Below are 20555 nucleotides of genomic sequence, written 5' to 3' on the forward strand. Positions count from 1 at the left end.
GACGCGGGCGAGGGCCTTTTGCGAATAGCTGTCGATGCCGTCGGTGCTGCCGTTGGCGTAGAACTCGGTCAGGCCGTTGTAAAGGTAATGCACATCAGAGGCCGCGGTGTTCAGGCCTTTGGCCCCCGTGGGCGGTACGATATGGGCGGCGTCACCGCAAAGGAACAAGCGCCCCCAGCGCATCGGTTCGGTCACGAAGGACCGCAGGGGCGCGATGGATTTCTCGATCGACGGGCCTGTGACCAGATTTGCCGCCTGATCGGCAGGGATGCGGCGCTTGAGCTCTTCCCAGAAGGCCGCATCCGTCCAGTCCTCGGGTTTGTCGCTGAGCGAGCACTGGATGTAATAGCGGCTGAGGTTTTCATTGCGCATCGAACACAGCGCAAAGCCGCGCGGTGAGTTGGCGTAGATAAGTTCGTGGTTCACCGGCGGGGTTTCCGACAGAATACCAAGCCAGCCGAAGGGGTAGACCTTTTCATATTCGCGTCGCACTTCCAGCGGAATTGTCTGGCGGCTGACCCCGTGAAACCCGTCACATCCGGCAATGAAATCACAATCGAGGCGTCGCGCCTCGCCATGCACGTTGTAGGTGATGAATGGGGTGTCGGTGTCGGCGCCGTGGATCACCACATCATCGACATTGAATTCAATCTGCCCGCCTGCTTTTTCGCGTGCATCATAGAGGTCCCGCGTCACTTCTGTCTGGCCGTAGACGATGACTGGCGTGCCAGTGTGTTCGGTAAAATCAACGCGGAACATCTCGTCGCCGTATGAGATCAGCGTGCCATCGTGCAGGATGCCTTCGGCATGGAGCCGGTCGGCACAGTCCGCTTCCTCCATTAGTTTGACCAAGCCTTGTTCGAGCACGCCCGCACGGATGCGTCCCAGCACATAGTCGCGCGTCTTGCGTTCCAACACGACGCTTTCGATGCCACGTCTATGCAGCAATTGGGACAACAAAAGGCCCGATGGCCCGCCACCGATAATCGCAACTTGCGTTTTCATGTTCGAGATGCCTCCTGCAAAAGGGAGTGGCATATTGAAACGGTGATGAAAATTGATTATTCGCGTCATTTAGTTGCTATTTTTGGAAACTAAATGGATCACAGGATCAAGTTTCGACATCTGAATGCCTTCAGCGCGATTGCACGGGCGGGTAGTCTGAAGGTTGCGGCTGAGCAGTTGCATCTGACGCAACCTGCGATTTCCAAAGCCCTCAAGGAACTTGAAGAGATTATTGGCGTTGTATTGCTTGAAAGGAGCCGTGCTGGCGTGAAGCTGACGGCAGAGGGTGACACATTCCTGCAATTTGCAGAGCAAAGCACGTCGGCTTTGCGGCACGGGTTGCGGAGTGTGCGGGCGACGGGGTTGTCGGCAGGAAAACTACGCATAGGGGCGTTGCCCAGTGTGGCCTCGCATTTGTTGCCGCAGGCCGTAACGGATTTCTGCGCGCGCAGTCCCGACACTTTGGTCGAGCTGCATGAAGGTCCGCATCAGGACCTGACGACGCGATTGCGTAGCGGGGGGCTTGATCTGGTTGTGGGGCGGTTGGGGCGACCCGAGACGATGACAGGGCTGGAGTTCTTGCAGCTTTATACCGAACGCGTGGTGGTCGTGGCCCATCCGGACAGCCCTGCCGTGACGGTGCGCCAGTTTGCGGAACTGGATGCGTTCCGTGTCCTTTATCCGCCCCAGAATTCCGCCATCCGGTCGCTTGTGGCGCGGCTGTTGATTTCTCAGGGTGTGCCACTGTTCCGTGAGCGTATTGAATCGGCGTCTTCGGCCTTCGGGCGGGCCGCCACGCTGGCCGATCCGAACACCGTTTGGGTGATCAGCTATGGTGTCGTGGCCGATGATCTGGCCGAGGGGCGGTTGGTTGCGCTTGATCTGGATACATCGGCCACGACAGGGGCCGTGGGGGTGATGTCGCGCGCCGAAGAGGTGCGTTCGGTCGCCGCGCGGGCGTTTATCAGTGCGCTGGTACGTGCGGTGCCGGCGTAGGTGCAATCGTTGGCGGCGCTGCATTCAGCCGGTCGATGGCAAAGCCTGCGGCGGCTTTGTAATCGGCCATAAAGGCCGCGCGCTCGGCCGCGGGGATCACGTCGTCGATATTGTCGAACACACCGCCACAGCGGTCATCCAGCAGATTGAGCAGGCCGAACGGCCCTGCGCCGCGATTGCGCAGGATCAAAGCAGAAACAGGTGCGCAAAGCTGCGCGTCATAGGCTGCAAGTGCCGCAGGGGTCACGCCATGTACCAGCATTTGTGCACCGATCACGCGGGCGTCCACGATGGCCTGGCTCGCCCCGTTGGACCCTGTGGGATACATTGCATGGGCCGCGTCACCCATCAGGCCTACGGGTCCATCGACCCATGTCGGGACCGGATCGCGGTCGATCATCGGGTTTTCATAGGCATTGTCGGTGCGCGCCAGCATGGCGGGGACATCAAGCCAGTCGTACCGGAATTGATCGAAGTGATGCGCAAAGCTGTCCACATCGACAGGGCGGAACCAGCCCTGTTCCTGCCAGCCGCCTGCGTTGTCGCGGGTCACTTCTGCGATCCAGTTGATCAGGGCTGTGCCGTCTGCGGCGGGGGCCGAGATCGGGTAGATCACCATGCGGTGTTCATGCGTGCCCAGTCCGATAAAGGATGAGTTCGTGCGCATCGGTTTGGCACGGATGGTGCCACGCCACATGACAGCACCGCCCCAGTGGATGGGCGGTTGGTCAGGGTGCATCTGGGCGCGGATGGCCGAATGGATGCCGTCGGCCCCGATGAGCAGTCTGGCTTTGAGGTCGTGTGACGTGCCTTCTGCATCGCAAAGGTCTGCGATCACGCCGTTTTCCGTCGTGCGATAGCCTGTGACCCGCGCGCCAAGGATCACGGCATCGGCCCCCAGCCGTTCCACGACCTTGCGGTAAAGCAGCATGTGGAATTCACCGCGATGGGCCGCGTATTGCGGCCATTTGTATCCGGCCTCGGTGCCACGGGGTTCGGCGTAGACCTCCTTGCCGTTCAGCCCCACCAAGGCCCATTCGCGTGCAGGCACGCCAACGGTATCCAGATCGGTGGCCGTGATGCCCAGATCGAAGAGTTCGCGCACGGCGTTGGGTTGAATATTGATGCCCACACCCAAAGGCTGCATGACAGGTGCGGCCTCGATCACGCGGCAGGACACCCCGATCTGGTGCAGCGTCAGCGCCATGGTCAGCCCACCGATGCCGCCGCCTGCGATAATGACGTCAGTGTTGGTCATGGGGTGATCCTTCTAGCGGGCTGTTTGCGCAAGGCGCAGCAACTCTTGGGGGGCGTGGTGATGGTGTGCCACATGGGCGATCTGCGTCCAAGAGGCTGCGCAGAACAATTGCGCTGTTTCCTGCGCGAACGCGTGGGCTTGGGGCAGGGGATCGGCGGCGCGGGTCATCTCGGTCCGCCATTTTTGCCAAGCATCAAGACGCGCCTTGACCGCCTCTGATCCATGGGCGAGTTCAGCAATCAGGTCCGCGAATTCATCGGCGCCGCCACCCGGGCGCAGGCCGCGTGTGGCAATGCTGCGTTCGTGGATACCGTTCGCGCCTTCGTAAATCGCACAGATGCGGGCGTCGCGCCAGATCTGGTCAAGCCTGTATTCGGTCAAGTAACCATAGCCGCCCAATATCTGGATCCCGAGATCAGCGGCGCGGATGCCTGCCTCGGACCCGAAAACCTTGCACAGCGGGGTCAGGAAATCGCCAAGCGCGGGACGGTCGTTGCGCGCAAGTTCCACCAGCGCGATATGGCACATGGCCCGCGCGCCCATGGCAAGCCTGCGCTGTTCGTCCAGCATCCGCTGCACATCGGCATGGTGATGCAGTTGTGCGGGCGCGCTATCCGCCTGACGGCCTTGTGTGCGCTCGGCGGCATAGGCGGCGGCAATGTCGGCGGCGCGGCTGGCGTGGGCGACCCCTTGCAGCGCCACATCAATGCGGGCGTGGTTCATCAGGGTGAACATCGCCGCAAGCCCTTGGCCTTCCGCGCCGATCAGCTCTGCGCTTGCACTGTCAAAGCGCAACTGGCAGGTGGGCGAGGCGTGCAGACCCATTTTGTCTTCGATCCGTGTGACACTGACCTGTGCCTGTGCGGGGCAGAGGTAGAGGGACAGGCCTTTCATACCGGAATTTGCAGGTCCGCTGCGCGCCAGCACCAGATGCAGGATATCGGCGGACATGTCCTGATCGCCGCCAGAGATGAAGATCTTTTCGCCGGTGATTTTCCAGCCATCGCCTGTGTTTTCCGCGCGGCAGCGGATCGCGGAAAGGTCCGAGCCCGCCTGCGCTTCGGTCAGACACATTGTGGAGAGTGTATCGCCCGAGGCGAGTTTCGGAATCCAGTGGTCCTGCTGGCCGGGGCTGCCATATTTCAGCAGTGTCGTAATCGCGCCGGGGACCAGATTGCAGACCATTTGCAGCGCGTGGTTGGCGCCGGAAAATACCTCGGATACTGCCGCCGCGATCAGCGGAGAGGCCGCCATGCCGCCAAAGCGTTCGGGTGCTGTCAGGCCTTGCCACCCATCGCCCGCAAGCTGTGCATAGGCTGCGCCAAAGCCTTCGGGCATCCGCACGCGGCCATTAACTAGCTGTACATGTTGCTGGTCGCCGATGGCGTTGAGCGGGGCGATGACGCCCTCGGCGAAGCCTGCGAAATGACCCAGAATATCACCTGCAAGCTCGGCGTCCCAGTCATCAACCCTGTTGGCCTGCGCCACATGGTTGAGTGAAAAGAGGATGTCTCCGGTGGGCGCTTTGAAGGCTGTCATGGGCGACGTTATTTCAGCAACACAGGGATTTGCACGGGCCCGCGGAAGCCAAAGCCGCGCCAGATGACCGCGTCGGTGTCGGGGATTTCCATGTCGGGAAAACGGTCAAACAGGATCGGCAGCATGACCTTGCCAACCGCGCGGCGTGCCACATGGGTGCCCTGGCAGAAATGCGGGCCGTTTCCAAAGGATTGATGGGGGTTCTTGTCACGGTAGACCTGAAACTCCTCGCCATTGTCAAAAAGCTCTTCATCGCGGTTGGCGCTGGCCTGAATGGTCATGACGGTGTCGCCTTTGGGGATATGGTAGCCGCGGATTTCGGTATCTTCCGTCACCAGCCGTGAGGAGGCCGAGATCGGGGCGACCCAGCGCACGCCTTCTTCAAAGGCTTTGTCCCAATCGTCGTTGCGCTTGACCTCTTCCAACTGGTCGGGGTTGGTCAGAAGGCCGTAGAGGATGGTGTTGAGCGCATCGCGCGGTTCGTTGATCCCGCCGCCGATGGCGATTTTGATATTGGCGTAGATTTGCGACATCGCAATCGGATCGTCGGCGTTCAGCATGACCGAAAAGGCCGAGTTGTTGGGGGCGGCGCGGTGGCGGTCCTGAATGCTGTCGAGCAACGCATCAATCGCGTCATTGGCGCGGTCGCTGCGCGCAAAGGGCGCGTCACGCCAGCCAAAGTTGCCCGCCCCTTCGATCAGCGCTTGCGACCATTCAAGCATATCTTCGTCGCTGGCCTCTTCCATCCCAAGCAGGATCGCAAGGCCGCGCGCGGCGTAGGCACCCGACAGGATCGAAAAGAGGTCAACCACCTCGCCGCGCGGCAGGCGGCCGACATAGTCGCGCGCGATTTCCTCGTAGCGCGGCATCCAGTCGTTCTGGATCACGCGTGCCGCAAAGGCGGGGGCCATGGCCATGCGTTCGCGGCGGTGTTCCTCGCCATCCTTGCGCATCAGGGTATGGGCGCGGAAGGCGCGTTTCATTGGGGTGTTGGGGTCGTCAGAGCTGAAGATCTCGGGGTTGTCTTTGACGTATTTGGTGTCGCTGGCTTTGGTCAGAAGGGTGCGGCCAGCGGATTTGACGCGCAAGACGGGGGCCTCTGCGCGCAGGCGGCGGTAGATCGGAAACGGGTCGCGGTCCAGTTGGTCCAGCGTGATCGTATCGTCGAGCGGTGCTTGCTTTGCCATCGTTGCAACCTTTCCGGTGTGGGGGGCCTAAACGCTCTCACCCAAAATACGCAAGGCGTTTTCCTTCAGGATCAGGGGGCGGACCTCATCCTTGAAGGGCGCGTTTTCGAAATCTGCCAACCAGCGGTCCGGCGTGATCGCGGGCCAGTCGGAGCCGAATAGCATCTTCTTTTTCAGGATCGAATTGGCATAGCGGATGAAGGTTTCGGGAAAGTATTTGGGCGACCAGCCTGACATGTCGTAGTAGACATTGGGCTTGTGCTGGGCGACGGCAAGGCCCTCTTCGGTCCATGGAAAAGACGGGTGGGCCAGCACGATGGGCATGTCGGGGAAATCAACCGCCACATCATCAAGGTGCATGGGGTTGGAATACTTCAGCCGCATCCCCATGCCGCCGCGCATGCCGGAACCGACACCGGTCTGACCTGTGTGGAAAAGCGTAATCGCCCCTTCTTCGGCGCAGGCCTCAAGCACGGCATAGGCGGTGTCGCGGTCGTTGGGAAAGAACCCCTGCATGGTGGGGTGGAATTTGAAACCGCGCACGCCGAATTCGCGCACCAGACGGCGCACTTCGCGCGCGCCGGCCTTGCCTTTATGCGGATCAACCGAGGCAAAAGGGATCAGGATATCGTCGTTCTCGGCGCAGATTTTCGCGACTTCTTCGTTGGAGTAGCGCCGGAATCCGGTTTCGCGTTCTGCATCGACCGGAAAGATCACGGCGGCGATATTGCGTTCGCGGTAGTAGTTGGCGGTGTCCTGCACCGTGGGCAACATGCCCTGCGCACCTGCGGGATTTTTGAAGTAGGCGGCCATGCCAGCCTGAAATTCATTGTACCCGTCATCGCGATGGTCACAGCAGGGTTCTTCTGCGTGGGTGTGAAAATCAATTGCTTTCACCGAGGCGAAATCGACCATGTAATCCTCCCGCATGACCAGTTCGTGCAAAAAAAGATATACAGCAAAACTGTTAACCTATACAACAGTTTTCAGAATTGAGTTTTTACGGAGAGAATGATGCGGTCTTCGGAACTGGATACCTCTGTCACACGCGTTGACGTGGACGGCGATATTGCGACCATCGTTTTCAACCGCCCCGACAAGCGCAATGCGATGAACGATGCGCTTGTCGATGCGCTCGACGCTTTCTTCTCCAACCCGCCAGAGGGCGTGAATGCCGTTATTTTACGGGGCGAGGGCGGACATTTCTGTTCCGGTCTCGACCTGGCCGAACATGAATGCCGCAAACCGATTCCCGGCGTTTTCCATTCACGCAACTGGCACCGTGTGTCCGAGTTGATCGAGTTCGGCGGGCTGCCGGTCATCTCGGTTCTGACTGGTGCAGTCATTGGTGGCGGGCTTGAAATTGCGACATCGACTCATGTGCGGATTGCCGAACCATCGGTGCGGTTTCAACTGCCAGAAGGGCGGCGCGGTATCTTTGTGGGCGGCGGGGCGACCGTGCGGGTCGGCCGGATTCTGGGCGCTGACCGGATGCGCGAGATGATGTTGACGGGCCGCAGTTACGGGGCCGAGGATGGACTGGCGATGGGGCTGGCCCATTATGCCGTTGAAGAGGGCGAGGGTCTGGCCCTTGCGCAAAAGCTGGCGCGCCGGATTGCGGATAACGCGCCGTTTTCGAATTACCTGATGATCAATGCGATTTCGCGCATCGGGGATATGTCGCGGAGTGACGGGCTCTTTACCGAGAGCCTTGCGGCAGCAATGTCTCAGTCATCTGATGGCGCAAAAGAAGGGCTGCGCGCCTTTCTTGAGAAGCGGGAGCCAAAATTCAGGTGACAAGAGGCTGGAGCAACGCGCAGTGTAAAAAACGCACTGCGCACTAACACACTGACAATCTTTGGGAGGAGATACCATGAAAAGAAGAGACTTTCTGAAAACCACTGCTGCCGGTGCGCTTGCCGTCAGCGCAGCGCCACATATGGCCTTTGCGCAGGATGCGACCCTGCGGTTCCATCAGTTCCTGCCACCGGTCGCGCCGCTGCCTGCCGCAGCGTTCAAGCCTTGGGGCGAGCGTCTTGAGGCGGCTTCGGGTGGCCGTTTGCGAATCCAGCACTTTGACGCGATGGCCCTTGGCGGGCGGCCGCCGGAGTTGCTTGACCAAGCGCGCGACGGTGTTGTCGACATTGCGATGTCTGTTGTGGGCTACACGCCAGGGCGCTTCCCGCGGACAGAAGTGTTCGAGCTGCCTTTCATCATGAAGGACTCGATTGCCACGTCATTGGCATTCCAGCAGATGATCGAAGAAGACTTTGCCGAAAGCGAATATGGCGACTTCAAAGTGCTGGCCGGTTGGGTCCACGGTGCGGGCCTGATCCACTCGGAAGAGCCGATTACACGGCTCGAGGATATGGCAGGCAAGACCCTGCGCGGTCCGACCCGCATTATCAACGATCTGCTGTCCGAGCTGGGGGCAGAACCTGTCGGGATGCCGCTGCCCGCGATCCCCGAGGCACTGTCCAAAGGGGTCATCAACGGCACGGTCATTCCGTGGGAGGTGACACCGTCGATCCGTTTGACGGAGCTTGTCAGCCACCATACCGAATTCGGTGGGCCAGAGGCGCTCTATACCGCGACGATCATTATGGTAATGAACAAATCCGCCTATGAGGCGCTTCCGGATGATCTGCGTGAAATTCTTGACGCCGAAAGCGGTGCGGCGATGGCGCAGGCTTTCTCTCAGGTGATGTTCGACTATGATGCACCAGGCCGGGACATCGCGGTGAATGCGGGCAACGAGATCATCCAGCTTGATGAGGCCGAAGTGGCGCGCTGGAAGGAAGCCGCACAGCCTGTCATCGACAGATGGGTTGCCGAAATGGATGCCAAGGGCATTGACGGTCAGGCGCTGATTGACCGCGCGAAACAGCTGATCGACGAGAAAACAGCGATGCTTGCGGGCTAGCAGTTTTTGCGATTGATCCGGGCGCCTGCAAAGACGCCCGGATTTTTGCTGCGCTTGGGAGGGTGCAATGTATGTGATGCTTTCACGAATTGCCGGTGGTGTGGCGCGCCTGCTCGCGCTTGCGGGCGGTGCATTACTTGTGGTGATCGTGGTGTTGACGGTGGTCTCAATTACCGGGCGCGCATTGTTTTCTGCCGGTATCTGCTGTGGCCCGATCCGCGGGATCTATGACTATACCGAAATTGCTGTCGGAGCCGCGATTTTCGCCTTCCTGCCGTGGTGCCAGTACATGAATTCCCATGCCGCTGTTGATCTGTTCAAATCTGCTTTACCCGATGTCCTGAACCGGTTTCTGAATGTCTTGATTGACATTGGCATGCTGGTTCTGGCGGCGCTGATAGCTCACCGGCTCTGGTTGGGTCTGCTGGATAAACAGCGTTTTGGCGAAACCACCCTGATTGCCCAAATCCCGGTCTGGATTGGCTATGCCGCCTGTCTGGTGGGTGCTGTTGGCTTTGTTCTTGTCGCCGCATTTTGTGTGATCCGGTCCGCACGCGGCCTGATCTGGAAAAACGCCCGAACGGAGCCCCTGACATGAGCGATCTTGCGCTGGCCCTTTGGTCGTTTCCGGCCCTTTTGGTATTGGTGTTCCTGCGGGTGCCGATTGCCTTGTCGATGATGGCTGTGGGCGTGTGCGGTTCATATCTGATTTACGGCACCTCGCTGCCGGTGCTGAATGCGTTCAAGAATGTGACCTATGGGACGTTCTCGAACTATTCCTACTCGATCATTCCGCTGTTTTTGCTGATGGGCCAGTTTGCGACCCTTTCGGGCATGTCGGCCGCGCTTTTCCGTGCAGCTGAGAGTTTCCTTGGGCACCGCCGCGGGGGTGTTGCGATGTCGGCGATCGGTGCCTGTGCAGGCTTTGGTGCGATTTGCGGCAGCTCTCTGGCGACCGCCGCCACGATGGGGCAGGTGGCACTGCCCGAGTTGAAGCGCTATGGATACCCCGGATCCTTGGCAACAGGCGCTTTGGCGGCAGGCGGGACCTTGGGGATCCTGATCCCGCCGTCGGTGATCCTTGTGATCTACGCCATTCTGGCCGAGCAAAACATTGAAAAGCTGTTCGTAGCCGCTTTGGTGCCGGGCCTCCTGGCCGCACTTGGCTATATCATCGCGATTTCTGTCTGGGTGCGCGTGTCGCCCAATTCCGCGATGGTCAAAGACCGCGTGCCGTGGTCCGAGCGTCTGGTGGCGCTGGGCAAGGTCTGGCCCGTGCTGACGATCTTTGTGGTGGTCGTAGGGGGCATCTATACTGGTGTCTTTACACCGACAGAAGCTGCTGCTGTGGGGGCCGCAGGGACGGGGCTGATCAGCATTCTCTCGGGTCAGATGACATGGGCGAAACTGGGGCAGGCGATCCTTGCGACCGCCAGTGCCTCGGCGATGATCTATCTGATCATCTTGGGGGCGGGGTTCTACAACAGCTTTCTGGCACTCAGCCAATTGCCGCAAGTCGCTGCCGCATGGGTGGGCGATGCAGGGTTTTCGCCATGGTTCGTTCTTGCGGTCGTATTGTTCATGTATCTGGTTTTCGGATGCGTGATGGACAGCCTGTCGATGGTGCTTTTGACCGTGCCGATCATCTATCCGATTATGATCGTGCTGGATTTCGGCATGTCGCCGCAGGACTTCGGGTTGTGGTTCGGTATTCTGGTGCTGATTGTGGTCGAGGTCGGGCTGATCACGCCACCTGTGGGCCTGAATCTGTTCATTATCAACGGGATGGCCAAGGACACGCCGATCAAGGAAACCTATAAAGGCGCGTTGCCGTTTGTGGTCACCGACCTGATCCGCGTGGTCATTCTGGCGGCGTTCCCCGCGATTACCCTCTGGCTCGTCTGGTTTATCGACAGCTTCTAGACAGCGATGACCGCAGGGTCATCGCTGTAAAGACGGGCAAGCGTCTCTGCGCGGTTGCTGCGCAGGGCGCGCTGGTTGAGCGAGCCTTTTTCGGTCACTTCGCCTTTGTCGAAACTGGGTTGTTCCGTCAGCACGATAATCCGCCGCACGCGGCTGGCGGACCCCGTGGCGGCCTTTGCTGCCGCGGCCAGTTTCTCGGATAAGGCGGCGCGCAGCGCGGTCGCATCCATCTGTGCGGCGGCCGGTGACAAAAGCACCATCGCGCCAAGTTGGGCCTGATCTTCACCGGTGATGACTGCGTCACGGATCAGCCCGTCCATGGCATCAACCAATCCCGCGCGCACGGCACCGACGGCGACCCACGTACCGGTTGAGAGTTTGAAGTTTTCCGCGATCCGCCCGTCAAAGAAGAACCCTTTGGCGAAGTCATCAGGATCGGCAGGGCGCAGGGCATCGCCCAGACAGTAGTAGCCCTCGTCGTCAAATGCTTTGGCGGTCTGTTCGGGGTCGCCATAGTAGCCCGGAAAGATCGTGGGGCCTTTGATGCGTGCCTCGAGTTTGCCGCCATTGGGCACAAGTTTCAGCGCCAGTCCCCGTGAAATCACACCGACATTGCCGGATTTTTCCTGCGGTTCGGTGCAGGCCAGCGCGAAAGGTGCGGTTTCGGTCGCACCCAGCCCTGTGGCCAGCAACACCTCGTGGCCGGTGGTCGCACGCCCTGCGGCGCGCAACCGGTCCCACGTGCGCTGGGCCATGCCGGCACCAGCGTAGAACATCATGCCAAGCTTGCCAAAGAAGGTCTGCGCGAGGGCAGGGTCCGTCTCAAGCTGGTCGACCAGCATGTCGTAGCCCATGGGCACGTTGAAGTACCATGTGCAGGAGATTTCGTGCAGGTTCCGCAGGGTTTCGTCAAACTTGCCCGGCACAGGGCGGCCATCGTCGATGTAATAGCTGCCGCCATTTGTCATGACCAGATAGAAGACCTTGTTGCCTGCCGCGGTATGGTTCCATGGGCCCCAATCCAGCACGACGGGGGGTTCCTTGGTCAGGAAGCGGTAGCAATCGCGCACGACGGCCTGCATGGCACAGATCATGCGGTTGGTATTGATCACGGCTTTGGGTGATCCGGTAGACCCTGAGGTGAAGAGGTATTTGACCACCGTATCGGGGGTCAGCTTGGTGCGGGCGGCCTCGGCGGGCGCGGGGTCTGTCGCAAGCAGGCTATCGAAGCTAACGGCCCCATCCACAAGATTGCGCAGATTGATCACCTTGCGGTCTGGCGCGCTGATCGCTTCTAATGCCTTGGCGAATTGCCCCCCATCGTCGGCGAAAAGTGCGCCGGGATTAAGCAGCGCGGTGATATTGCGCAGCTTGGCGTGATCGGTCGAGACCAGCGCATAGGCGGGTGAGAGCGGCGCATAAGGCACGCCCACATAGGCGCAGGCCATGCCGAGCAGCGCATGTTCAAGGCTGTTTTCTGACAGCACCACCAGGGGGCGGTCTGGCCCAAGACCCATGGCCAGCAGACCCGCACCAATCGCTTTGGCCATCGTGCGCCCTTGGGCATAGGTGATATGCCGCCAGTCGCCGCCATCCGCGCGGCGCGCGATCCAGGTCGTGTCAGGGGTTTCGTCGGCCCATTTGTCGAGATAATCGGCCAGCAATTGGGGGTGATCCGGCAATTCGCCATGCTGGCGGATGATGACCGTGCCGTCGGCGCGGCGTTCGTAATCGAAAGTTGGGTTCCAGAAATCGGCGGAGGCAGAGGTCTGTGCCGTCATAGCCTTGGGTCTTTCTAGCGGGGCGCCATACGGATCGCGCCATCCAGACGGATGACCTCTCCGTTCAGCATCGGGTTGCGGGTGATGTGGTCGACCAATTCCCCGTATTCGCCCGGATCGCCCAGACGGGACGGGAAGGGCACCTGTGCGCCAAGCGAGGCCTGCACGTCCTCAGGCAGTTCTCGCAGGAGCGGCGTGAGGAAAAGACCCGGTGCGATCGTGCAGACGCGGATGCCCTTGTCGGCAAGATCGCGCGCCATGGGCAGGGTCATGCCCACGATACCGCCTTTGCTTGCAGCATAGGCCAACTGCCCGATCTGCCCGTCATAGGCCGCGACCGAGGCGGTGTTGATGATCACACCCCGCGCGCCGTCTGCGTCAATAGGGTCCGCTGCCACCATACGCGCGGCCGCTTGGCTGGCGCAATTGAAGCTGCCGATCAGGTTCACGCGGATCACGCGGTCGAACATATCCGCGTCGTGGGCTTCGCCGCGCGACACGGTTTTGGCTGCGGCGGCGATGCCTGCGCAATTCACCAGAACGCGGGTCGGGCCATGGGTGGCCTCGGCCTTGGCAATCCCGTCTGCGACAGATTGGGGGTTCGAAACATCAACAGCGGCAAATGTGCCGCCGACCTTGTCGGCCTGTGCTTGCCCTGTGGCGGCATTCATATCAAAGATCGTGACCTTCAGCCCGCTGGCCGCAAGCCGTTCAGCAGTCGCGGCCCCAAGGCCAGAGGCCGCACCTGTGACGATTGCGCCATGTCCTGCCCAATCCTGCATTACGTGCTCTCCTTATCTGTCAGGCGGATTTTTTTCAAAAGCTCCATGAGTGTTTCTTTGTCCGAAGCGGTGAGATCGGCCAAAAGACGATCTTCATGCGCCTGAACCGTTGCCAGAGTGTCATGATAGGCCAGTTGCCCATCCGGTGTGGCCACAAGCGCCTGTATGCGGCGATCATCGGGCACAACGCTGCGCGTTAACAATTTGCGGCGTTCAAGTTCATCAATGATGGCAACCAGCCCCGAGCGCTCAATGCCCAACATCCGCGCAAGGCTGCTTTGGCTGATATTGGGATGGGCGACCACGAGTGACAGCGCCGAGAAAGTGCGTGGCGAAAGCCCACCCTCGCCAAGTGCTGCGCGAAAGTCCTTCTGGATTGCCACATAGGCCCGTTTCATGTTGTAGCCAATCAACGTCTCGAGATCCGAGACGACGCGTGTCGTGTCGGTCTTTATCTGTTTCGCAGCCGCGCGAGGTGCCATGATGTGCCTCCCTAAGTCTCTCGACAGACATAGCGTATATTGTTAAGTAGGTAAACAGTTTTGCATGCGTGCCACAGAAAGGATGACTGTGATGAACTTGCCCGAACCAACGCTTGTCTGGGTCACTGATCTGACGGTTCATTTGGACCCGATCCGCGCGATGGGGCAAGGCCGTGCTGGCACGCGCCGGATCATTCCGATTGTGGGCGGTACGATGGATGGCCCGCAACTGAAGGGCCGGATTCTGAACGTCGGGGCAGATTGGCAGACCATCTTTGCTGACGGTCTGGCGGAACTGGACACACGCTATGCGCTGGAAACCCATGACGGTGCCACGATCGAAATCGTGAACTACGGGTTTCGCCACGGCCCGCAAGAGGTGATCGCGGCCATCGCGCGCGGCGAGGACGTCTCGCCCGATAGCTACTACATGCGGACCCATGCAAGGCTGGAAACGGGCGACAGCCGCTACGGCTGGGTGAACCGCACGCTGTTTGTCGGCGTTGGCGCGCGCAAAGAGCAAAGCGTGCTGATGCGGCTTTATGCAGTGATGTAGACGGTGTTGTGGGCCTGGCTTGTAAAAGATGTACCAGACCAGATTGGCTGAGACCCAGCGCAAGTTACGCCTCGCCAAAGCCGCTGGCTGCCATAAGCAATTGCCAAGCTGTGACACGGCAGTTGCAGCGCTTGCGTTGTGCAAGAGTCGCCAGATATGGATGGCTTCGATGACCTGAAAGATACAGTTGCTAAGGCAGGTCCGCCAGTTGCCGAAGGCAGCGGCGCAGAATTGCGTTTTCTTCGGCTGTGAATTGCGCGGACAATGCGCGGTCAAACTGTCGGGCCTTATCGCAGAGGGCCTTGTAGGCTTTGTATCCCTCTGGCGTCAGGCACAGGGTTTCGAAGCGGCGGTCCTCAAGGTCTTTGTGACGCTTCAGAAAGCGGGTTTTTTCCAACGCGCTGACGGCACGGCTGACTTTTGTTTTATGCGTCCGCGCACGGGCGCAGATATCACGCGCGGTCATGTCGCCGTAGCGGCCCAGATGAAACAGCACGCGCCATTCGGTGCGGGTCATGCCATATTGGTTTTTGTAGCTGGACTGGAACCCGCTGCTTGTGACCTCGCCGGCAATATTCAGCAGATAGGGCAGGAAGTCTTTCAGGTCGAAATGCGCGTCATCGTCCTCGGGGGGCGGGGCTCTCATAGGACATTTCCGTTGATAGTTACATTTTCAACTAATACCAAAGCGGTAGTTTCAAATGCAACGATTCGATCTGATCTGCCGGAAGGGGTTCCCATGAACAAGCAATCGCCGCGTTCCATGCAAGTCGCGCAATCTCCCGTCGGGACAACCGAGGGCTATATGCCGGGGTTCGGCAATGATTTTGAAACCGAGGCACTCCCCGGAGCCTTGCCGCAAGGCATGAACAGCCCGCAGAAATGCAACTATGGTCTTTATGGTGAGCAGTTGTCGGGAACGGCCTTTACAGCCCCCAGCCATCAAAACGAACGCACATGGTGCTACCGCATCCGCCCGTCGGTGAAACACTCTGGCCGCTACAAGCGCATTGATGTGCCCTACTGGAAGTCCGCACCGCATGTGATTGATGACGTCACCAGCCTCGGACAGTACCGCTGGGACCCGCTGCCCCATGCCGACAAGCCGCTAACCTGGGTGACAGGCATGCACACGATGACGACGGCGGGCGATGTGAACACGCAGGTCGGCATGGCGTCGCATGTCTATCTTGTGACGCAAAGCATGAAGGATGCATATTTCTATTCGGCAGATTCCGAATTGCTGGTTGTGCCGCAAGAAGGGCGCCTGCGGTTCTGTACGGAACTTGGCATTATTGATCTGGAGCCCAAAGAGATCGCAATCCTGCCGCGGGGGCTGGTGTACCGTGTCGAAGTGATCGAAGGGCCTGCGCGCGGTTTCGTGTGCGAAAACTACGGCCAGAAATTCGAACTGCCCGCGCGCGGCCCGATCGGGGCCAACTGCATGGCCAACCGGCGCGATTTCAAAACGCCCGTTGCCGCCTTTGAGGACCGCGAGGTGCCAAGCACGCTGACAATGAAGTGGTGCGGTCAATTCCACGAAACCGAGATCGCCCAAAGCCCTTTGGATGTTGTGGCATGGCACGGCAATTACGCGCCGGTCAAATATGATATGCGCAATTACTGCCCGATCGGGGCCATCCTGTTTGACCATCCCGATCCGTCGATCTTTACCGTTCTGACTGCGGCCTCGGGTGTTCCCGGCACGGCCAATATTGATTTTGTTCTGTTTCGCGAACGCTGGATGACAATGGAGAACACATTCCGCCCCCCTTGGTATCATAAGAATGTCATGTCCGAACTGATGGGCAATATCTATGGCAAGTATGACGCCAAGCCGAACGGCTTTGCACCCGGATCGATCAGCCTGCATAACATGATGATCCCGCACGGCCCCGATAAGGAAGCATTCGAGAAGGCGTCGAACGCGGATCTCAAACCAGAGAAGCTCGACGAGACGATGTCGTTCATGTTCGAAACCCGGTTTCCACAGCATTTGACAGCATTCGCCGCGAAAGAGGCACCGTTGCAGGACGATTACATTGATTGCTGGGCGTCGCTGGAAAAGAAATTCGACGGGACACCGGGCAAGAAATGATGCGCCGTGTATATCCAGACGTGAAAGGCTGCCGATGCCCTTGATGAAAAGCTGGGTGGCCAGCGCCAACTCGGCCAATACACCTTTTCCACTGAACAACCTGCCATACGGCGTCTTTTCACTGGCGGACGAAGATCCGCGCTGCGGTGTCGCAATCGGGGATATGATCCTTGATATGGCGGCGCTGGAAGCCGCCGGATTGATTGAACTGGACGCGGAAGCGGTCTTCGATCTGCCGTTCTGGAACCAGGTCATGGAATTGGGGCCAGAGGTTTGGGCCAAACTGCGCGCGCGTCTGCAAGAGATGCTGGCCGAGGGGTCTGGCGACCAAGCCACCATCGCACCCTATCTTGTGCGACAGGCGGATGCGCAACTGCACATGCCGTTTCTGGTGTCCGAGTACACCGATTTCTACGCCGGTCGCCAGCATGCGCAAAACATGGGTGCAATCTTGCGCGGATCCCCTGATCTACCGACAAATTGGCTGCACATTCCGATTGGCTACAATGGTCGCGCGTCATCGGTTGTGGTTTCCGGTACCGAGATAACCCGCCCCAATGGCCAGTCAAAGGCGCCGGATGCCGATATGCCGTCCTTTGGTCCGTCCAAACGGTTGGACATCGAGCTTGAAATGGGCGCGATTGTCGGCACACCCTCGGACTTTGGCGCGCCGGTCACAGTGGATCAGGCCGACGCCATGATCTTTGGCTTTGTTCTGCTCAACGACTGGTCGGCGCGTGATATTCAGGCGTGGGAGTACCAACCGCTCGGGCCGTTTCAGGGCAAGGCCTTCGGCACCTCGATCTCTCCGTGGATTGTCACGAAAGCAGCATTGGAACCGTTCCGCGCACCGACACCCCCGCGCGAAAAGAAATTGCTGCCCTATCTGGATGGCACAATTGACGGGCTCTATGACATCGCGCTTGAAGTGCTGATACAGCCCGAAGGTGCCACCAAAGCGACGTCGGTCTGCAAGACAAACGCCAAGCGGCTGTATTATTCCGCTGCCGAGCAACTGTGCCACCATGCAAGCGGCGGCTGCGGTATGAATGCGGGTGACCTTTTGGGGTCGGGGACGATCTCGGGACCTGAAAAATCCGAATTCGGATCACTGATGGAACTCAGCTGGGCAGGGCGCACGCCGTTGACGCTCGACACCGGTGAGACACGCACATTCATTGAAGACAACGACACATTGATCCTGCGCGGTGCCGCACTGGGTGACGGGTATCAAATCGGTTTCGGGACCTGTGAGGGCACGATCCGCCCTGCGGTCAAATTCCCTGCATAAAGGACAAGTACAATGGCAAAAGCATTCGCATCCCAAGGGGATATGACCGAAAAGAAGATCACCTTTGACGAAGTCGGGGAAGGGCTTTGGGCCTTTACAGCCGAAGGCGACCCCAATTCGGGCGTGATCATCGGCGATGACAGCGTCATGATTGTCGAGGCGCAGGCAACGCCGCGGCTGGCCAACAAGGTCATCGAAAAGGTGCGCGAGGTCACCGACAAACCGATCAGCCATGTCGTGCTGACCCATTACCACGCGGTGCGCGTGCTGGGTGCATCGGCCTATGGTGCCGATCAGATCATCATGTCCGATACCGCCCGCGCCATGGTGGTCGAGCGGGGGCAAGAGGATTGGGACAGTGAATTCCAACGCTTCCCGCGTCTTTTCGAGGGCCACGAATCCATCCCCGGCCTCACCTATCCGACCGCGACCTTCAGCGATGCCATGACCGTCTATCTGGGTCAACGCCGTGTCGATATCAAACATATCGGCCGTGCCCATACGGCGGGTGATGCGATCATTCATGTGCCGGATCAGAACGTGATGTTCACAGGCGATATCGTGGAAGACCATTCCGCCTGCTATTGCGGTGACGGCTATTTCGGCGATTGGGGCCAGACGCTCGACAACATCAAGGCCTATGATGTGGATGCGATTGCACCGGGGCGCGGGGGGGCGTTGATCGGCAAAGAGGCTGTGGAACGCGCCATCGAGAGCACCCGTGATTTCGTCGCAAGCACGTTTGAACCTGCCAAGAAGGTCGCCATGCGGGGTGGTTCACTCAAAGACGCATGGGACGCCGTGCGCGCGGAATGTGATCCGAAATTCAGCGACTACGCAATCTACGAACATTGCCTGCCGTTCAACGTCAGCCGTGCCTATGACGAGGCCCGCGGGATCTGGCACCCGCGCATCTGGACCGACAAGCGCGATCTGGAAATGTGGGCGCAATTGCAGGGCTGAGGGTTGGTCAGGGGAGGTCATACATGGTCGACGTGCGCTACGACATTGCATTCAAGCTCTATCCTTACGAAAAAGTGGCCGCCATTGGGGCCGCGCCTCTGCGCCATCCTGTTGTCATCATCGGGGGCGGGCCTGTGGGTATGGCGGCCGCCCTTGATCTGGGGCGCAAGGGCACGCCGGTGCTGGTGCTTGATGACCATGAAGGGGTCGGGCAGGGCAGCCGTGCCATTTGTTTTGCCAAACGCACGCTCGAGATTTGCGACCGGCTGGGCGCGGGGCAGGCGATGGTCGACAAGGGCGTCGTCTGGAACGTGGGCAAGGTATTTCATGGCGACCAGAAGGTCTTTGAATTCAACCTTCAACCCGAAGACGGGCATAAGGCGCCTGCCTTCATCAATCTGCAACAATCCTACTTCGAGAAATACCTTGTAGATGCTGTCCGCAAGGTACAGAGCGAAGGCTGCCCCATCGAAATCAGGGGGCGGAACGCTGTCACCGGCATAACTGTGCATGATGACATTGTCAGTGTCGACATCGACACGCCTGACGGGCCCTATCAGCTCGGGGCGGACTGGCTGATTGCCTGTGACGGTGCGCGTTCGCCCACCCGCGATATGTTGGGGCTGCGGTTTGACGGGCGCGTGTTCGAGGATAACTTCCTGATAGCCGACGTGAAAATGACAGCTGATTTCCCGACCGAGCGGTGGTTCTGGTTCGAACCGCCTTTCAAGGACAGCGGCGCATCGGCCCTGTTGCACAAACAACCCGATGACATCTGGCGAATTGATTTCCAACTAGGATGGGACATTGACCGCGCCAAGGAATTGAAGCCTGAAAACATTCGTGCGCGGGTTGATGCGATGCTGGGTGAAGGGGCGGACTATGCGCTTGAATGGACATCAATTTATACGTTCCAATGCCGCCGCATGGAAAACTTCCGCCATGGGCGCGTGTTGTTCGCAGGTGACAGCGCGCATCTGGTATCGCCGTTTGGCGCACGCGGTGCGAATTCGGGCGTGCAGGATGCAGACAACCTCGCGTGGAAGCTTGATCTAGTCGTCAAAGGGTTGGCACCGGAGAGTTTACTCGACAGCTATTCCGAAGAGCGGGTGCATGGAGCGGATGAAAACATCCTCAATTCAACCCGCGCAACAGATTTCCTGACGCCGAAGAGCGCGATCAGCAAGGTCTTCCGCAATGCCGTCCTTGAATTGGCGCAAAAACACGCCTTTGCGCGGCCCTTGGTCAATTCCGGCCGCCTGTCGGTTCCTTGTGTCTATGACGGGCTGTCGTTGAACGGGCCAGATGAACTGAACGGACCCGAGCACAGCCGTGTCGGGGCCAGTTGTGCCGATGCGCCTATGGCGGATGGTTTTCTGTTGGAACAACTCGGCGGCGATTTCACGGTCTTGGCGCTGAACACCGCGCCGCCTGATGTTGCGGATGTCGATGGCATTGTGGTGCGGACGATCAGGCTGGACACGAGGCGTGATGATCCGACGGGGGCGCTTGCGACAAGGTATCTGGGGGATGAACCCTGTGGGATCTATCTGATCCGGCCCGATCAGCACGTCGTCGCGCGCTGGGCTGTGGCTGACGCGGCAGATATCAAGGCCGCCATGCGGACCGCAACAGGACGGGGGCAGTAACTATGGAACTCAATCTTGCGCCAAACATCAACGACCCTGACGGGTTCTACGATGAATTGCTCGGTGCGCATAACGGGCTGAGCAAAGACGAAAGCGACGCGTTCAATGCGCGGTTGATCCTT

20 protein-coding genes are annotated in these 20555 nt (G+C 59.4%); 11 read left to right on the plus strand and 9 right to left on the minus strand.

Annotated elements, in window-relative coordinates; translation table 11 throughout:
- Window positions 1-1005, minus strand: a 1005-nt coding sequence (pobA, locus tag VGP75_RS17955) for a 4-hydroxybenzoate 3-monooxygenase (protein ID WP_327544958.1), incomplete at its 3' end; no start/stop codon positions are given.
- A gap of 93 nt (window positions 1006-1098) precedes the next feature.
- On the opposite strand from pobA, the gene pcaQ reads away from it, so the two are divergent.
- Complete coding sequence (gene pcaQ, locus VGP75_RS17960) at window positions 1099-2001, plus strand: pca operon transcription factor PcaQ (RefSeq protein WP_327544959.1); 903 nt, start codon at window positions 1099-1101, stop codon at window positions 1999-2001.
- Here the strand turns inward: pcaQ and VGP75_RS17965 are convergent.
- From VGP75_RS17965 to VGP75_RS17980, 4 genes are read right to left on the minus strand one after another with little or no spacing between them, the layout of a single operon-like run.
- Window positions 1970-3259, minus strand: coding sequence for a flavin-dependent oxidoreductase (locus tag VGP75_RS17965; protein WP_327544960.1), 1290 nt, complete (start codon window positions 3257-3259; stop codon window positions 1970-1972). The two genes, pcaQ and VGP75_RS17965, sit on opposite strands and share 32 nt — an antisense overlap.
- Window positions 3260-3271: 12 nt before the next feature.
- Complete coding sequence (locus tag VGP75_RS17970) at window positions 3272-4798, minus strand: acyl-CoA dehydrogenase family protein (protein ID WP_327544961.1); 1527 nt, start codon at window positions 4796-4798, stop codon at window positions 3272-3274.
- Window positions 4799-4806: 8 nt separating this feature from the next.
- Complete coding sequence (locus VGP75_RS17975; protein WP_327544962.1) at window positions 4807-5985, minus strand: cytochrome P450; 1179 nt, start codon at window positions 5983-5985, stop codon at window positions 4807-4809.
- A 27-nt stretch (window positions 5986-6012) separates the two neighbouring features.
- Window positions 6013-6900, minus strand: a complete 888-nt coding sequence (locus VGP75_RS17980) for an amidohydrolase family protein (RefSeq protein WP_327544963.1) — start codon at window positions 6898-6900, stop codon at window positions 6013-6015.
- A gap of 96 nt (window positions 6901-6996) precedes the next feature.
- On the opposite strand from VGP75_RS17980, the gene VGP75_RS17985 reads away from it, so the two are divergent.
- The 4 genes from VGP75_RS17985 to VGP75_RS18000 all read left to right on the plus strand — a co-directional run bounded on the left by VGP75_RS17985 (window position 6997) and on the right by VGP75_RS18000 (window position 10831).
- A complete protein-coding gene (locus VGP75_RS17985; RefSeq protein WP_327544964.1) occupies window positions 6997-7782 on the plus strand; it encodes a crotonase/enoyl-CoA hydratase family protein in 786 nt (261 codons plus the stop codon).
- A 76-nt stretch (window positions 7783-7858) separates the two neighbouring features.
- Window positions 7859-8908: a TRAP transporter substrate-binding protein gene (locus VGP75_RS17990; RefSeq protein ID WP_327544965.1), complete on the plus strand. Its 1050-nt coding sequence runs from the start codon at window positions 7859-7861 to the stop codon at window positions 8906-8908.
- Between the two features lie 67 nt (window positions 8909-8975).
- Window positions 8976-9506: a TRAP transporter small permease gene (locus tag VGP75_RS17995; RefSeq protein WP_327544966.1), complete on the plus strand. Its 531-nt coding sequence runs from the start codon at window positions 8976-8978 to the stop codon at window positions 9504-9506.
- A complete protein-coding gene (locus VGP75_RS18000; RefSeq protein WP_327544967.1) occupies window positions 9503-10831 on the plus strand; it encodes a TRAP transporter large permease in 1329 nt (442 codons plus the stop codon). The genes VGP75_RS17995 and VGP75_RS18000 overlap by 4 nt, the downstream gene beginning before the upstream one ends.
- Here VGP75_RS18000 and VGP75_RS18005 read toward each other — a convergent pair.
- From VGP75_RS18005 to VGP75_RS18015, 3 genes are read right to left on the minus strand one after another with little or no spacing between them, the layout of a single operon-like run.
- Complete coding sequence (locus VGP75_RS18005) at window positions 10828-12612, minus strand: feruloyl-CoA synthase (RefSeq protein ID WP_327544968.1); 1785 nt, start codon at window positions 12610-12612, stop codon at window positions 10828-10830. The genes VGP75_RS18000 and VGP75_RS18005 overlap by 4 nt on opposite strands.
- A 14-nt stretch (window positions 12613-12626) precedes the next feature.
- Window positions 12627-13394, minus strand: a complete 768-nt coding sequence (locus VGP75_RS18010; RefSeq protein WP_327544969.1) for an SDR family NAD(P)-dependent oxidoreductase — start codon at window positions 13392-13394, stop codon at window positions 12627-12629.
- Window positions 13394-13876, minus strand: a complete 483-nt coding sequence (locus VGP75_RS18015; protein WP_327544970.1) for a MarR family winged helix-turn-helix transcriptional regulator — start codon at window positions 13874-13876, stop codon at window positions 13394-13396. The genes VGP75_RS18010 and VGP75_RS18015 overlap by 1 nt, the downstream gene beginning before the upstream one ends.
- Before the next feature lie 91 nt (window positions 13877-13967).
- Here VGP75_RS18015 and VGP75_RS18020 point away from each other — a divergent pair, with 91 nt between their 5' ends.
- Window positions 13968-14432, plus strand: coding sequence for a DUF3237 domain-containing protein (locus VGP75_RS18020; protein WP_327544971.1), 465 nt, complete (start codon window positions 13968-13970; stop codon window positions 14430-14432).
- 190 nt (window positions 14433-14622) lie between these two features.
- Here the strand turns inward: VGP75_RS18020 and VGP75_RS18025 are convergent, their stop codons facing one another.
- Complete coding sequence (locus VGP75_RS18025; RefSeq protein WP_327544972.1) at window positions 14623-15078, minus strand: MarR family winged helix-turn-helix transcriptional regulator; 456 nt, start codon at window positions 15076-15078, stop codon at window positions 14623-14625.
- Window positions 15079-15171: 93 nt separating this feature from the next.
- Here VGP75_RS18025 and hmgA point away from each other — a divergent pair, with 93 nt between their 5' ends.
- From hmgA to VGP75_RS18050, 5 genes are all read left to right on the plus strand, one after another.
- Window positions 15172-16530 carry a homogentisate 1,2-dioxygenase gene (hmgA, locus tag VGP75_RS18030; protein WP_327544973.1) on the plus strand — a complete coding sequence of 453 codons (1359 nt, stop codon included), beginning with the start codon at window positions 15172-15174 and terminating at the stop codon, window positions 16528-16530.
- Window positions 16531-16564: 34 nt separating this feature from the next.
- Window positions 16565-17821, plus strand: coding sequence for a fumarylacetoacetase (fahA, locus tag VGP75_RS18035; protein ID WP_327544974.1), 1257 nt, complete (start codon window positions 16565-16567; stop codon window positions 17819-17821).
- A 12-nt stretch (window positions 17822-17833) separates the two neighbouring features.
- On the plus strand, window positions 17834-18784 hold the full coding sequence (locus VGP75_RS18040) for an MBL fold metallo-hydrolase (RefSeq protein WP_327544975.1): 951 nt from the start codon (window positions 17834-17836) through the stop codon (window positions 18782-18784).
- Between the two features lie 23 nt (window positions 18785-18807).
- Window positions 18808-20433 carry an FAD-dependent oxidoreductase gene (locus VGP75_RS18045; RefSeq protein ID WP_327544976.1) on the plus strand — a complete coding sequence of 542 codons (1626 nt, stop codon included), beginning with the start codon at window positions 18808-18810 and terminating at the stop codon, window positions 20431-20433.
- A 2-nt stretch (window positions 20434-20435) separates the two neighbouring features.
- Window positions 20436-20555, plus strand: a 120-nt coding sequence (locus tag VGP75_RS18050) for a DUF2783 domain-containing protein (RefSeq protein ID WP_327544977.1), incomplete at its 3' end; no start/stop codon positions are given.

The sequence above is a fragment of the Yoonia sp. genome (genome assembly GCF_036007805.1).
Classification (GTDB): domain Bacteria; phylum Pseudomonadota; class Alphaproteobacteria; order Rhodobacterales; family Rhodobacteraceae; genus Yoonia.